Source organism: Streptomyces aureus (assembly GCF_000725495.1).
Lineage (GTDB): Bacteria > Actinomycetota > Actinomycetes > Streptomycetales > Streptomycetaceae > Streptomyces > Streptomyces aureus_B.
In genome coordinates, this window is record NZ_JNZD01000001.1 from 1 (window position 1) to 14258 (window position 14258).

At 71.4% G+C, this 14258-nt stretch carries 14 protein-coding genes; 7 read left to right on the top strand and 7 right to left on the bottom strand.

The window, feature by feature from the left end; all coding sequences use genetic code 11:
• Positions 1–440 precede the first annotated feature (440 nt).
• From acs to IO36_RS47860, 5 genes are all read left to right on the top strand, one after another.
• Entirely contained in the window at positions 441–2441 is a 2001-nt protein-coding gene (gene acs, locus IO36_RS00005; RefSeq protein ID WP_078942903.1) for an acetate--CoA ligase, read from the top strand.
• A gap of 533 nt (positions 2442–2974) precedes the next feature.
• Positions 2975–4327 carry a Na+/H+ antiporter NhaA gene (nhaA, locus tag IO36_RS00010; RefSeq protein ID WP_425535503.1) on the top strand — a complete coding sequence of 451 codons (1353 nt, stop codon included), beginning with the start codon at positions 2975–2977 and terminating at the stop codon, positions 4325–4327.
• A 43-nt stretch (positions 4328–4370) separates the two neighbouring features.
• Positions 4371–4847: a phage holin family protein gene (locus IO36_RS00015; protein WP_037615264.1), complete on the top strand. Its 477-nt coding sequence runs from the start codon at positions 4371–4373 to the stop codon at positions 4845–4847.
• Positions 4844–5794 carry an alpha/beta fold hydrolase gene (locus IO36_RS00020; RefSeq protein WP_037614512.1) on the top strand — a complete coding sequence of 317 codons (951 nt, stop codon included), beginning with the start codon at positions 4844–4846 and terminating at the stop codon, positions 5792–5794. The genes IO36_RS00015 and IO36_RS00020 overlap by 4 nt, the downstream gene beginning before the upstream one ends.
• 162 nt (positions 5795–5956) lie before the next feature.
• The gene (locus IO36_RS47860; protein WP_078942904.1) at positions 5957–6136 is read left to right on the top strand and encodes a hypothetical protein; all 180 of its coding nucleotides are present in this window, start codon (positions 5957–5959) and stop codon (positions 6134–6136) included.
• Positions 6137–6229: 93 nt separating this feature from the next.
• Here IO36_RS47860 and IO36_RS00025 read toward each other — a convergent pair whose 3' ends face one another.
• From IO36_RS00025 to nth, 3 genes are read right to left on the bottom strand one after another with little or no spacing between them, the layout of a single operon-like run.
• Positions 6230–7429 (bottom strand): MarP family serine protease, encoded by a 1200-nt coding sequence (locus IO36_RS00025; protein WP_037615266.1) that lies wholly within the window; start codon positions 7427–7429, stop codon positions 6230–6232.
• A 13-nt stretch (positions 7430–7442) separates the two neighbouring features.
• Positions 7443–8153, bottom strand: a complete 711-nt coding sequence (locus tag IO36_RS00030; RefSeq protein WP_051899857.1) for an NUDIX hydrolase — start codon at positions 8151–8153, stop codon at positions 7443–7445.
• A 52-nt stretch (positions 8154–8205) separates the two neighbouring features.
• On the bottom strand, positions 8206–9417 hold the full coding sequence (gene nth, locus IO36_RS00035; RefSeq protein ID WP_425535504.1) for an endonuclease III: 1212 nt from the start codon (positions 9415–9417) through the stop codon (positions 8206–8208).
• 276 nt (positions 9418–9693) lie between these two features.
• Between nth and IO36_RS00045 the strand changes: the two genes are divergently transcribed.
• The gene (locus IO36_RS00045; RefSeq protein WP_006382668.1) at positions 9694–10368 is read left to right on the top strand and encodes a Crp/Fnr family transcriptional regulator; all 675 of its coding nucleotides are present in this window, start codon (positions 9694–9696) and stop codon (positions 10366–10368) included.
• A 236-nt stretch (positions 10369–10604) separates the two neighbouring features.
• Entirely contained in the window at positions 10605–11423 is an 819-nt protein-coding gene (locus IO36_RS00050; protein WP_037614517.1) for a nucleotidyltransferase domain-containing protein, read from the top strand.
• Positions 11424–11509: 86 nt separating this feature from the next.
• Here IO36_RS00050 and IO36_RS00055 read toward each other — a convergent pair whose 3' ends face one another.
• From IO36_RS00055 to IO36_RS45640, 4 genes are all read right to left on the bottom strand, one after another.
• Positions 11510–12340 carry an MBL fold metallo-hydrolase gene (locus IO36_RS00055; protein ID WP_037614520.1) on the bottom strand — a complete coding sequence of 277 codons (831 nt, stop codon included), beginning with the start codon at positions 12338–12340 and terminating at the stop codon, positions 11510–11512.
• On the bottom strand, positions 12337–13206 hold the full coding sequence (locus IO36_RS00060) for an NUDIX hydrolase (protein ID WP_037614524.1): 870 nt from the start codon (positions 13204–13206) through the stop codon (positions 12337–12339). The genes IO36_RS00055 and IO36_RS00060 overlap by 4 nt, the downstream gene beginning before the upstream one ends.
• A 407-nt stretch (positions 13207–13613) precedes the next feature.
• Complete coding sequence (locus IO36_RS00065) at positions 13614–14084, bottom strand: RidA family protein (protein WP_037614526.1); 471 nt, start codon at positions 14082–14084, stop codon at positions 13614–13616.
• Positions 14081–14242: a Sp36 family protein gene (locus IO36_RS45640; RefSeq protein WP_075033571.1), complete on the bottom strand. Its 162-nt coding sequence runs from the start codon at positions 14240–14242 to the stop codon at positions 14081–14083. The genes IO36_RS00065 and IO36_RS45640 overlap by 4 nt, the downstream gene beginning before the upstream one ends.
• Positions 14243–14258 lie beyond the last annotated feature (16 nt).

Here is a 14258-nt window from a genome sequence, read left to right on the forward strand (position 1 = left end):
GCCGCGCGGGGGGGGGGGGGGGGGGGGGGGGGGGGGGGGGGGGGGGGACACCGGGGATCAGGGGACGGAACGCGGCGTGCTGGAGCTCCGGAACGCGGGGCCGGGGGGCCGCGAGGGGGCGAGGCCAGGGGCGGGAGGGCCGGGCAGGGGGCAAGGAGCGGAAAGGGAACGCTCCGGAGCAAACCGGAGCCGAGCCGCATCCGCGGCGCCCCGGCCGAGCGGCGTCCACGGCGTGCCCCGAAGGTGTGAACCCGGCGGCCGGTACGTACGTGTCACAAGAGGGCAGACTCCTGCGGAACCGCGTGGTCTCGCACAGGGCTGCGAGGCCGTCCCGCGCGCTGCGGGAGGACCACCGGGGCCTCCGGCCGGACCGGCGACCCTCATAGGTCTAAACCAATTTCGGGTCGGCCCTTGTCACCGGGCTCCCGGTCTGATGAGCTGTGGCCTGGGACACAACGGACACCCTGGGAAAGGGAGATGTCGTGAGCAACGAAAGCCTGGCCAACCTGCTGAAGGAAGAGCGCAGGTTCGCGCCGCCCGCCGACCTGGCGGCGAACGCCAATGTCACCGCGGAGGCGTATGAGCAGGCCAAGGCTGACAGGCTCGGCTTCTGGGCCGAGCAGGCCCGTCGGCTGACCTGGGCCACCGAGCCGACCGAGACACTGGACTGGTCCAACCCGCCGTTCGCGAAGTGGTTCGCCGACGGGAAGCTGAACGTCGCGTACAACTGCGTGGACCGCCATGTCGAGGCCGGGAACGGCGACCGCGTCGCCATCCACTTCGAGGGTGAGCCGGGCGACAGCCGGGCCATCACCTACGCCGAGCTCAAGGACGAGGTCTCGAAGGCCGCGAACGCCCTCACCGAGCTCGGGATCGGCAAGGGCGACCGGGTCGCCGTCTACCTGCCGATGATCCCCGAGGCCGTCGTCGCGATGCTGGCCTGCGCCCGTATCGGCGCCGCCCACTCGGTGGTCTTCGGCGGGTTCTCCGCCGACGCGATCGCCACCCGCATCCAGGACGCCGACGCCAAGCTGGTCATCACCGCCGACGGCGGTTACCGGCGCGGCAAGCCGTCCGCGCTCAAGCCCGCCGTCGACGACGCGGTGAGCCGGGTCGACGGCGTCGACAAGGTGCTGGTCGTGCGCCGCACGGGCGAGGACGTCGACTGGACCGAGGGCTGCGACGTGTGGTGGCACGACATCGTCGACCGCCAGTCGGCCGAGCACGCCCCCGAGGCGTTCGACGCCGAGCAGCCGCTGTTCATCCTCTACACCTCCGGGACCACCGGGAAGCCGAAGGGCATCCTGCACACCTCGGGCGGCTACCTCACGCAGGCCTCGTACACCCACAACGCCGTCTTCGACCTCAAGCCGGAGACCGACGTGTACTGGTGCACGGCCGACATCGGCTGGGTCACCGGGCACTCGTACATCACGTACGGGCCGCTCTCGAACGGCGCGACGCAGGTCATGTACGAGGGGACCCCGGACACGCCCCACCAGGGCCGGTTCTGGGAGATCGTGCAGAAGTACGGGGTGACGATCCTCTACACGGCGCCCACGGCCATCCGCACGTTCATGAAGTGGGGCGACGACATCCCCGCGAAGTTCGACCTCACCTCGCTGCGGGTGCTCGGGTCGGTCGGCGAGCCGATCAACCCCGAGGCGTGGATCTGGTACCGCAAGCACATCGGCGGGGACCGGACCCCGATCGTCGACACCTGGTGGCAGACCGAGACCGGCGCGATGATGATCTCGCCGCTGCCCGGCGTCACCGAGACGAAGCCGGGCTCGGCGCAGCGGGCGCTGCCCGGCATCTCGGCCACGGTCGTCGACGACGAGGCGAACGAGGTGCCCGACGGCGGTGGCGGCTACCTCGTGCTGACCGAGCCGTGGCCGTCGATGCTCCGCACGATCTGGGGCGACGACCAGCGGTTCCTCGACACGTACTGGTCCCGCTTCGAGGGCAAGTACTTCGCCGGTGACGGCGCCAAGAAGGACGACGACGGTGACGTCTGGCTGCTCGGGCGCGTCGACGACGTGATGCTCGTGTCCGGGCACAACATCTCGACGACCGAGGTCGAGTCGGCCCTCGTCTCCCACCCGGCGGTCGCCGAGGCGGCCGTCGTGGGCGCCGCGGACGAGACCACCGGACAGGCCATCGTCGCCTTCGTCATCCTGCGCGGGACGGCTTCCGCCGAGGACGAGGGACTGGTGGCGGAGCTGCGCAACCACGTGGGCACCACCCTCGGTCCCATCGCCAAGCCGAAGCGGGTCCTTCCGGTGGCCGAGCTGCCGAAGACCCGGTCCGGGAAGATCATGCGCCGTCTGCTGCGTGACGTCGCCGAGAACCGTGAACTCGGTGACGTCACGACGCTGACCGACAGCACCGTCATGGATCTGATCCAGGCGAAGCTGCCGGCCGCGCCCAGCGAGGACTGAGGCGGGACCATCCCGCCGGCCCGGCCCTGAGGGGTGCGGGAGCACGCCCACCGTGCTCCCGCACCCCTCACCCTTTTCCGGGCGCGCTCGCGCCCCCGCACTCCTCCTCAGATTCCGCGGCCCCCGTGCTCCCGCACCCCTCCTCCGATTCCGCGGCCCACCCCCACCCCACCGAACACCAGGGCCCATCCCCGCAGCCCGCAGTCCGCGGCCAGCGCCCCGCGGCCGCCCCGCAGCCCGGAAACCCACCCGCGCCCCCACACCCCGCACCCCCCACGGCCGCGCCGCCCCGCCTCCCCCTCCGCCGGACGGCCCCTCCCGCAGGCCCCGCCGCCGGTTCCGTCGTAGCGTGAAGATCCCCCACCGAGCCGGCCGCATCATGGGTAAAGTGAGCAAAGCGTCAAAGACGCGACAAGATCGTTCATGGTGTGCCGGGAAGTCTGGTCGGCGAGTGCTTCGCCCTGCCTGCTCGACCGGAGGTTCTCCCCGTGGCCGCGCCCCCCAGCACCACCCCGCGCAAGTTCCTCGGCCTGATGTCCCTGCCGGAACGGAACTTCGTGGCGGACGCGCTGCGCACCGAGACCGTGGGCGGAGTACTCCTGCTGATCGCCGCGGTCGCCGCGCTGATCTGGGCGAACACCCTTCCGCACAGCTATGAGGCCGTCTCCCACTTCCACTTCGGACCGGCCGCCCTCGGACTCGACCTGTCCGTGGAGCACTGGGCGGCCGACGGACTGCTGGCCATCTTCTTCTTCGTCGCCGGCATCGAGCTGAAGCGCGAACTGGTGGCCGGGGACCTCAAGGACCCCAAGGCCGCCGCGCTGCCCGTCGTCGCCGCCGCCTGCGGCATGGCCGTTCCCGCGTTCGTCTACGTCCTGACGAACCTGTCCGGCGGCGGCTCGCTCGAGGGCTGGGCCGTCCCCACGGCCACCGACATCGCCTTCGCACTCGCCGTGCTCGCCGTGATCGGGACGTCGTTGCCGTCCGCCCTGCGGGCCTTCCTGCTCACCCTCGCCGTCGTCGACGACCTGTTCGCGATCCTGATCATCGCGGTCTTCTTCACCTCCTCCATCAACTTCGCGGCGCTCGGCGGCTCCGTCGTCGGCCTCGGCCTCTTCTGGCTGCTGCTGCGCAGGGAAGTGCGCGGCTGGTACGTGTACGTCCCGCTGGCGGTGGTCATCTGGGCCCTGATGTACAACAGCGGGATCCACGCCACGATCGCCGGTGTCGCCATGGGCCTGATGCTGCGCTGCCATCAGCGCGAGGGCGAGGAGCACTCCCCGGGCGAGCACATCGAGCACGTCGTACGACCCGTGTCGGCGGGGCTCGCCGTCCCGCTGTTCGCCCTGTTCAGCGCCGGCGTCTCGGTCTCGGGCGGCGCGATCCACGACGTGTTCACCCGGCCGGAGACGCTCGGCGTGGTGCTCGGGCTCGTCGTCGGCAAGGCGGTGGGTATCTTCGGCGGAACCTGGCTGACCGCGCGGTTCACCCGGGCCTCGCTCAGCGACGACCTGGAATGGGCGGACGTCGTCGCCGTCGCCACCCTCGCCGGGATCGGCTTCACCGTCTCCCTGCTCATCGGCGAGCTGGCCTTCGCGGGCAACACGAGCCTCACCGACGAGACCAAGGCCGCCGTCCTCATCGGCTCGTTCATCGCGGCCGTCCTCGCCACGGCGCTGCTGAAGATACGCAACGCCAAGTACCGCGCGCTGTGCGAGGCCGAGGAGCTCGACGAGGACCACGACGGCATCCCCGACATCTACGAGCGGGACAACCCGGCGTACCACCTGCGCATGGCCGCCATCCACGAGCGGAAGGCCGCGGAGCACCGCAGGCTTGCCGAAGTGGCGGGTGGGGCAAGCGAGGGGGACGACGGTCCGGCATGATCTGACAGGACCGTACAAACTCATGCAGAAGAGGGAGACCGCGATGAGCGCACCCGACGGGACGCCGGTCGGTGCCGAACGCAGTATCGGCCAGTTGGTCGCCGCGGCGACGACCGAGATGTCCGCGCTGGTGCACGACGAGATCGCGCTGGCGAAGGCTCAGCTCAAGCAGGACGTCAAGCGCGGCGCGGTCAGCGGCGGCGCGTTCTCGGCGGCCGGAATGGTGCTGATCTTCTCCCTGCCGATGCTCAGCTTCGCCCTCGCGTACGGCATCCGGACCTGGAGCGACTGGAATCTCGCGATCTGCTTCCTGCTGTCGTTCGCGGCGAACGTGCTGGTCGCGGTGGTGCTGGCGCTGATCGGACTGCTCTTCGCGAAGAAGGCCAAGAAGGGCCAGGGGCCGCAGAAGGTGGCCGCCTCGATGAAGGAGACGGCGGGTGTTCTGCAGAACGCCAAGCCGCACCCCCGGCCCGAGCCGGTCGAGGACGCCGTCAAGGCTGTGGCACGCTCATCCTCATGACGGACCCCGCCACACCTTCGGCGCAACCCACCTCGGTCGTACGGATCGACCTTCCCGGCGGCAGAAAAGTCACGCACCGGGACGTGGCCGCCAATGGCGCGCGCTTCCACATCGCCGAGCTCGGCGACGGGCCGCTCGTGCTGCTGCTGCACGGCTTCCCGCAGTTCTGGTGGGCCTGGCGCCACCAGCTCGTCGCGCTCGCCGACGCCGGTTTCCGGGCCGTGGCCATGGACCTGCGGGGCGTCGGGGGCAGTGACCGCACCCCGCGCGGTTACGACCCCGCCAACCTCGCGCTGGACATCACCGGGGTCGTGCGTTCGCTCGGCGAGCCCGACGCCGCCCTGGTCGGACACGACCTCGGCGGCTATCTGGCGTGGACGGCGGCCGCCATGCGGCCCAAGCTCGTCCGCCGGCTCGCGGTGTCGTCCATGCCGCACCCGCGGCGCTGGCGTTCGGCGATGCTCTCCGACGTCCGGCAGACGACGGCGGGCTCGTACATCTGGGGATTCCAGCGCCCCTGGATCCCGGAGCGTCAACTCGTCGCCGACGAAGCCGCTCTGGTGGGCCGTCTGGTCAGCGACTGGTCGGGGCCCCGGCAGCCCGACGAGGAGGTCCTGGAGACCTACCGCCGGGCCATGCGGATCCCCTCGACCGCGCACTGCTCCATCGAGCCGTACCGCTGGATGGTGCGGTCCATGGCGCGCCCCGACGGCATCCAGTTCAACCGGCGCATGAAGCGGCCGGTGCGGGTGCCGACGCTGCATCTGCACGGCTCTCTCGATCCGGTGATGCGGACGCGGAGCGCGGCGGGATCCGGGGAGTACGTCGAAGCTCCGTACCGCTGGCGGCTGTTCGACGGGCTCGGCCACTTCCCGCACGAAGAGGATCCGGTCGCTTTCTCGACCGAACTGATCAACTGGCTGAAGGATCCGGAACCGGATCGATGAGACTCCGGTCACCCCGGTGTGACCGCGCGATCGCGCCCGGTGCACCGCCCGGAACGGAGACCGCGAACACCTGTACTACGAACGGCCACTTGCCCGGCGCATAGGCCAATTGACGGGCCGGGGCGAGGTTATCGACCTTCGGGCAGGGGCAGACGTCGGGGTATGGGCTGGACGCACGACTACAGTGACGCAGCACGCGATCGCCGCTCGGCCACGGGGCCGGGCTCTCGCCGAGGGGGCTCCCCGCAATGGGCGGGAACGGATCCGCGTGTGGGCATTCCGCACATCCTGCGGCGCCGGGCCCGCTGGGTCTCCGTACGGCTGCGCCATCCGCGCGGCTGAGACCCCACCACCCACTCCCGCCGGCGGCCGGAACCCCGTCCGTCGGCCTGGAACAGGGCTGCCGCCGTCCCGGCGGCGGAGACACCGCTCCCGTCAGAGTGCGCAGCTGTCGCTGTTCACCTGCTGGTTCGCCGTACGCCCCTTGGCGATGTCCTGACGGACCTCGTCCGCGGTGAGGGCGTAGCCGGTCTCGGCGTCGTCGAGCGACTTCGCGAAGACCACGCCGTACACCTTGCCGTCGGGGGTCAGCAGCGGTCCGCCGGAGTTGCCCTGACGGACCGTCGCGTACAGCGAGTAGACGTCGCGGCGGACGGTCTTGCGGTGGTAGATGTCCGGTCCGTTGGCCGTGATGCGGCCCCGGACGCGCGCGGGCTGGATGTTGTACGAGCCGTTCTGCGGGAACCCGGCGACGATCGCGCTGTCGCCGCTGGCCGCGTCGGTGCTGCTGAACCGCAGCGCGGGCGCCTTCAGGTTCGGCACGTCGAGTACGGCGATGTCGCGCTCCCAGTCGTACAGGACGACCTTGGCGTCGTACTTCTTGCCCTCGCCGCCTATCTGGACGGTGGGTTCGTCGACTCCGCCGACCACGTGCGCGTTGGTCATGACGCGGCGGTCGCTGAAGACGAAGCCGGTGCCTTCGAGGACCTTGCCGCAACTCTGGGCGGTGCCCATGACCTTGACGATGGAGTGCTGCGAGCGGGTGGCGACGGGGCTGGCGGCGAGCTGGGGGTCGGGCGGCCGGACCTCGGTGATGGGCTCGTTGGCGAACGGGCTGAAGACCTGCGGGAAGCCGTTCTGGGCGAGGACCGAGGAGAAGTCGGCGAACCAGGTGTTGGCCTGGTTGGGCAGCGCGCGGGAGACCCCGAGGAGCACCTTGGAGTTGCGGACCTCCTTGCCCAGCGTCGGCAGCGTGGTGCCGGCGAGGGCCGAGCCGATCAGCCAGGCGACGAGCAGCATCGCCACGACGTTCACCAGGGCGCCGCCGGTCGCGTCCAGGGCTCTGGCCGGGGACCACGTGATGTACCGGCGGAGCTTGTTGCCGAGGTGGGTGGTGAGGGCCTGGCCGACGGATGCGCAGACGATCACGACGACGACGGCGACGACGGCGGCCGTCGTGCTCACCTTGCTGTCGTCGGTCGTCCAGCTCCAGACGACCGGGAGCAGATAGACGGCGACGAGACCACCGCCCAGGAATCCGATCACCGACAGGACGCCGACGACGAAGCCCTGGCGATAGCCCACGATCGCGAACCACACGGCGGCGACCAGCAACAGGATGTCCAGCACATTCACGAAGGTCACCTTGTCACGAGCGCCAGTCGAGCGGGACCTGCTTCTCGCGGTCCCACGGACGCTCCCAGCCCGCGAAGTGAAGGATCTTGTCGATCACTCCGGCCGTAAAACCCCAGACCAGGGCCGATTCGACCAGAAATGCCGGGCCTCTGTGACCGCTGGGATGCACGGTGGTCGCGCGATTGGCGGGGTCCGTGAGATCCACCACGGGGACGGTGAAGACCCGGGCCGTCTCACCTGGGTCGACGACTCCGACGGGCGTCGGGCGGCGCCACCAGCCGAGGACCGGTGTGACCACGAAACGGCTCACCGGGATGTACAGCCGGGGCAGGACGCCGAAGAGCTGGACTCCGCTCGGGTCGAGGCCGGTCTCCTCCTCGGCCTCGCGCAGGGCCGCGTTCAGCGGCCCGTCGGTGGCCGGGTCGCCGTCCTCCGGGTCGAGGGCGCCCCCGGGGAAGGAGGGCTGTCCGGCGTGCGACCTGAGGGTGCCCGCCCGCTCCATGAGCAGCAGCTCGGGACCGCGCGGGCCCTCGCCGAACAGGATGAGCACCGCGGACTGTCGGCCCGCGCCGTTGGCCGGCGGCAGAAAGCGGCTCAGCTGGAGCGGCTCCACGGTCTCCGCGACCTGCGCGACCGGCCCCAGCCAGCCGGGCAGCCCGTCCTTGCTGAGCATCGGCCCGCCCTGCGTGTTGCCCGTGTCCTGTGTGTCGCCCGCGTGCTTCATCGCCACCCCCGTTCTGCTCTTCCCAACGCCCGCCGGGACCGTGTTCGTTCCGTCATCCGGCGCCCAACGGGGGCGCGGGCCTGCCGCCGGCGTCCAGATAGGACTGCGGGGGATTGAGGCGCTGTCCGGGGAACCCGCCCTTCTCGTACTTCAGGAGCTTCGTCGCCTTCTCGGGGTCGGTCTCGCCCTCCCCGTACGCCGGGCAGAGCGGCGCGATGGGGCAGGCGCCGCAGGCGGGCTTGCGGGCGTGGCAGATGCGGCGGCCGTGGAAGATCACGTGGTGCGACAGCATCGTCCACTCGCTCTTCGGGAAGAGCTCGCCCACGGCCTTCTCGATCTTGTCCGGCTCGGTCTCGGCAGTCCACTGCCAGCGGCGCACCAGCCGCTGGAAATGGGTGTCGACGGTGATCCCCGGCCGCCCGAAGGCGTTGCCGAGGACGACGAAGGCGGTCTTGCGGCCCACTCCGGGCAGTTTCACGAGGTCTTCGAGGCGACCGGGCACCTCGCCCCCGAAATCGTCCCTCAGGGCCCTGGAGAGCCCTATGACGGACTTGGTCTTGGCCCGGAAGAACCCGGTCGGGCGCAGGATCTCCTCGACCTCCTCCGGGTCGGCCGCGGCGAGGTCCTCGGGGGTCGGGTACCGGGCGAAGAGCGCCGGAGTCGTCTGGTTCACCCGCAGGTCGGTCGTCTGCGCGGACAGGACCGTGGCGACGACGAGCTGGAAGGGGTTCTCGAAGTCCAGCTCGGGGTGGGCGTACGGATACACCTCGGCGAGCTCGCGGTTGATGCGGCGGGCCCTGCGGACGAGCGCGGTACGCGACTCGTTGCGCGGCGGCGCGGGGGCGGCTGGCACCGTCTTCTTGGCGGCCTTCCTGGCCGCGCCCGCACCGCTCGCCGCACTCTTGGACGCGCCCTGGCCGGCCACCGCCTTCTTGGACGCCCTGGCACCGCCGACCGCCTTCTTCGACACGGCTTTCTTCGACACGGCTTTTTCCGACACAGCTTTCTTCGACGCAGCCTTCACGGGAACGACCTTCTCGGCAGCGGCCTTCGTCGCCGGCGAAGCCTTCTTGGCGGGCGTCACCTTCTTGGCGGGTGTCACCTTCTTGGCGGTTCGGCCGGCGGTCTTCTTCGCGCCGCTCCCCCTCGGTGCGCCGGACGACGCCGGTGCAGCCTCGGACGCCGCTCCGGGCAGCGCTTCCACCGCTGCCGGCTTCGTTGCTTTTGTCGGCTCTTCGGCTCCGTCGGGGGCCTGTTCGCCCACAGCGGAATCGCGACGTACGGCCACCCGCCCAGCCCCCTTGGCCTGTGCTCTCACCGGCGATTTGGACACCCGGCCAGCCTAAAGCCCGGCACGGACATCCGCCCCGGACCCTGAAGATCGGCCCCCAATTGGCCCCCTGCCGCACTCGTTGGGACGCCAGTGCGGCAGACTTGTGACTGATCACACTGTTTGGACCGTCCGGCAAGATGGGGAACACGGTCCCCTGGTACCAAGGGGGAGCAAGATCCCCTGAGCAGGCCGACAAGGAGAGAACTCGTGGACGACGTTCTGCGGCGCGCCCCGCTCTTCGCGGCGCTCGATGACGAGCAGGCCGCGGAGCTCCGCGCCTCCATGAGTGAGGTGACACTCGCGCGAGGCGACGCCCTCTTCCATGAGGGCGACCCCGGCGACCGCCTCTATGTGGTCACCGAGGGCAAGGTGAAGCTCCACCGCACCTCCCCCGACGGGCGCGAGAACATGCTCGCCGTCCTCGGCCCCGGCGAGCTGATCGGCGAGCTGTCGCTGTTCGACCCGGGCCCGCGCACGGCGACCGCCACCGCGCTGACCGAGGTCAAGCTGCTCGGCCTCGGCCACGGCGACCTCCAGCCCTGGCTGAACGCGCGGCCCGAGGTGGCCGCGGCCCTGCTGCGCGCCGTCGCCCGGCGCCTGCGCAAGACCAACGACCAGATGTCCGACCTGGTCTTCTCGGACGTGCCCGGCCGTGTCGCGCGCGCCCTTCTCGACCTGTCGCGCCGCTTCGGCGTGCAGTCCGAAGAGGGCATCCACGTCGTGCACGACCTCACCCAGGAGGAGCTGGCCCAGCTCGTCGGCGCCTCCCGGGAGACCGTCAACAAGGCGCTCGCCGACTTCGCCGGCCGCGGCTGGCTCCGCCTGGAGGCCCGCGCGGTGATCCTCCTGGACGTGGAGCGGCTCGCCAAGCGCTCGCGCTGACGCCTCAGCCCGTACGACGACGGGGTCCCTCCTCCCACGAGGCGGGACCCCGTCGTCGTGTCCCCGCCCTCCCGCACCCCGGCTCGTCACCCGTCACCCGTCCGGAGCAGCGCCCACCGACGGACTCACGCCCCAGCCCCACAACTCACCACCCCGTGCGGCCCTCCCTTCCCTCCCGCCTCCCGCCTCCCGTAAATGATCAGCGGGACGGCACCCCGGCCCGGCAGAGTGGCCGGATGACCGCACAGGGGCGGGGCCGAGGGCTCGACGCAGAGGGATACATCGAACGCGAGGGATCACTCGCGCGCGTGCCGGAGGCATTCCGGCCCGTCGTCGCGGCGGCCCGGGACCGCCTCCGTGACGTCTTCGGTGCGCGGCTGGACGGCGCGTACGTCTACGGCTCGATCCCGCGCGGCACCGCGCGGGAGGGCCGCTCCGACCTCGACCTGCTGCTGTCCCTGCACGACGGGCCGACCGAGGCGGACCGCGCCGACGCCCGCGTGCTGGAAGCGGCGCTGGATCAGGAGTTCGCGGAGATCGACGGCGTGGGAACGCTGCTGTTCAGCCGTGCGCGGCTGCTGAGCGACCTGGAGAGGCACGATCTCGGCTGGTTCGTCGCCTGCCTGTGCACGCCGCTCCTGGGCGAGGACCTGGCCGGGCGTCTTCCCCGCTACCGTCCCGACGCCCTGCTGGCCCGCGAGACGAACGGCGACCTCGCCCTCCTGCTGCCCCGCTGGCGCGAGCGGATCGCCGCGGCCGAGGACACCGACGAGGCCAGACGCCCGCTGGTCCGCTCGATGTCCCGGCACCTCGTTCGCACCGGCTTCACCCTCGTCATGCCGCGCTGGAACGGCTGGACCAGCGATCTCGGGGAGATGGCCGGGGCGTTCGGCGCGTACTACCCGGAGCGGGCCTCCGAGATGCGCGAGGCGGCCACGGCAGGACACGAGCCGACCGGCGACCCGGCCGTGCTCCACTCGTACGCGCACGACCTGGGCCCTTGGCTCGCCAGGGAGTACATACGCGTGCACGGCGTAAAGGCACCCCGCCCCTGAGGACCCGCTCTGGCCCCCCAGAACGCCACCCAGGACTACCGCGCCCGCCCCGTCCCCCCGGGATCAGCCGTCCCCTTTGATGAGCCTTAGATGAGCCCGTGCTCGCGCAGATAGTCGATCTGCGCCCGTACGGACAGCTCGGCCGCGGGCCACAGCGACCGGTCCACGTCCGCGTAGACGTGGGCGACGACCTCTTCCGGAGCCCGTAGGCCGTTCTCGACGGCGGTCTCGACCTGGGCGAGCCGGTGGGCGCGATGGGCGAGATAGAACTCGACCGCGCCCTGTGCGTCGTCGAGGACCGGCCCGTGACCGGGCAGCACGGTGTGCACGCCGTCGTCGACCGTCAGCGAGCGCAGCCGCCGCAGCGAGTCGAGGTAGTCGCCCAGACGCCCGTCAGGATGGGCCACCACGGTCGTACCGCGCCCCAGGACGGTGTCCCCGGTCAGCACGGCCCGATCGGCCGGGAGATGGAAGCACAGCGAGTCCGCGGTGTGCCCGGGCGTCGACACGACCCGCAGTTCGAGCCCGCCGAGGCTGATCACGTCTCCGGCGGCCAGTCCTTCGTCCCCGAGCCGCAGCGCGGGGTCCAGGGCGCGCACGGCCGTCCCCGACAGCTCGGCGAAGCGTGAGGCGCCCTCCGCGTGATCGGGGTGCCCGTGCGTGAGCAGGGTCAGCGCGACGCGCTTGCCGGCCTTCTCGGCCGTGTCCAGGACGGTGCGCAGGTGTCCGTCGTCCAGGGGGCCGGGGTCGATGACGACCGCGAGCTCGGAGTCCGGCTCGGACACGATCCAGGTGTTGGTGCCGTCGAGGGTCATCGCGGAGGCGTTGGGGGCGAGGACGTTCACCGCGCGGGCGGTGGCCGGACCGGAGAGGACCGCGTCTCGCGGCTGGCCGGGAAGGGCTGCTGCGTCGGTCATCCGGATGCACCGCCGGTCGGGATGTGCTTGGTGAACTCGTCGTGCCCGGGCCAGGTCAGGACGACCTCGTCGCCCTCCAGGCGCGCCTCGGCGAGGACCGGGGTCATGTCACGGGCGGCCGCGCCGGCGAGGGCGTCGGCGGAGCGCTCGTACTCCACGAGCCCGCGCAGGGTGGCGATGGTGGGCGGCATCATCACCAGCTCGCCCTTGTCGTAGCCGGCCGCCGCGTCGGCGGGGCGGATCCACACCGTGCGGTCGGCCTCCGTGGAGGCGTTCCGGGTGCGCTGGCCCTCCGGGAGGACGGCCAGGAAGAACCACGTGTCGTAGCGCCGGGACTCGAACTCAGGGGTGATCCAGCGGGCCCAGGCTCCGAGCAGGTCCGAGCGGAGCACGAGCCCCCTGCGGTCGAGGAACTCGGCGAACGAAAGGTCCCTGGCGACCAGGGCCGCCCGGTCCGCCTCCCAGTCCTCGCCCGTGGTGTCGCCGACCACGCTGTCCGGGCTGGGGCCGGCGAGCAGGACGCCCGCCTCCTCGTAGGTCTCCCGTACGGCCGCGCAGACGATGGCCTGGGCGGAGTTCTCGTCCACACCGAGCCGCTCTGCCCACCACGCGCGCGTGGGCCCGGCCCAGCGGATCTGCTGCTCGTCGTCGCGCGGGTCCACGCCGCCGCCCGGATACGCGTACGCGCCTCCGGCGAAGGCCATGGAGGCGCGCCGGCGCAGCATGTGGACCACCGGGCCGGCCTCGCTGTCCTTGACCAGCATCACCGTGGCGGCGCGCCGGGGTACGACCGGCGTCAGCGTGCCCTCGGCGAGCGCCCGAATCCGCTCCGGCCACTCTGCCGGAAACCACTGCCCATTCCCCATGGCCGGAGGCTATCCCGAGCCGGGCGGATGTTCGAGGCCCCACCGCCCCACAAGCACTTTTCGCCCCCGCAGCCCCCACCCGACCCGGACCGGGCGGCTCTGCCGGAGGGGCTGACATCACGCCGGTGAGGGACTGAACTCAAGCCACCGCGCACCTGCACCCGGGATCCGGCGCGAGGGGCTGAAACCCAGCCACGATCCACCGGCACCCGGCGATCCGGCGCGCAGCCCACGGCGTCAACCACCATGCACCCGCAGTCGGCCGCGCTCGCGAGGGGCCGTGCCGGTGCATCGATGCCCGTCGCCACCGACGTCCACCACTACGTCCGACGGCGACGGGCTGATGCACCGGCACGGCCCCGACCCACCCACCGGACCGGTGGCAGGGCCGGGGCCGCCCGACAGACCTACGCCTGAGTGAGCTCCACCTGGATCTCGACCTCGACCGGCGCGTCCAGCGGAAGCACCGCCACGCCGACCGCGCTGCGCGCGTGCACACCCTTGTCGCCGAGGACCGCGCCCAGCAGCTCACTCGCACCGTTCAGCACACCCGGCTGCCCGGTGAAGTCCGAAGCCGAGGCCACGAACCCCACGACCTTGACGACACGCGCGATGCGGTCGAGGTCGCCCACGACCGACTTCACCGCCGCCAGGGCGTTCAGCGCGCACGTACGGGCCAGTTCCTTGGCCTCCTCGGCCGTGACCTCGGCCCCCACCTTCCCGGTGACCGGAAGCTTCCCGTCCACCATAGGAAGCTGCCCGGCGGTGTACACGTACACGCCCGACTGCACGGCGGGCTGGTACGCGGCCAGCGGCGGAACGACGCCGGGAAGGGTCAGTCCCAGCTCGGCGAGCTTCGCCTCGACAGCCCCGCTCATGCGGACTTCTCGCGCTTCAGGTAGGCCACGAGCTGCTCGGGGTTGTTGGGGCCGGGCACGACCTGGACGAGCTCCCAGCCGTCCTCGCCCCAGGTGTCCAGAATCTGCTTCGTGGCGTGGACGAGCAGCGGCACGGTGGCGTATTCCCATTTGGTCATGTGGCCGACTGTATCC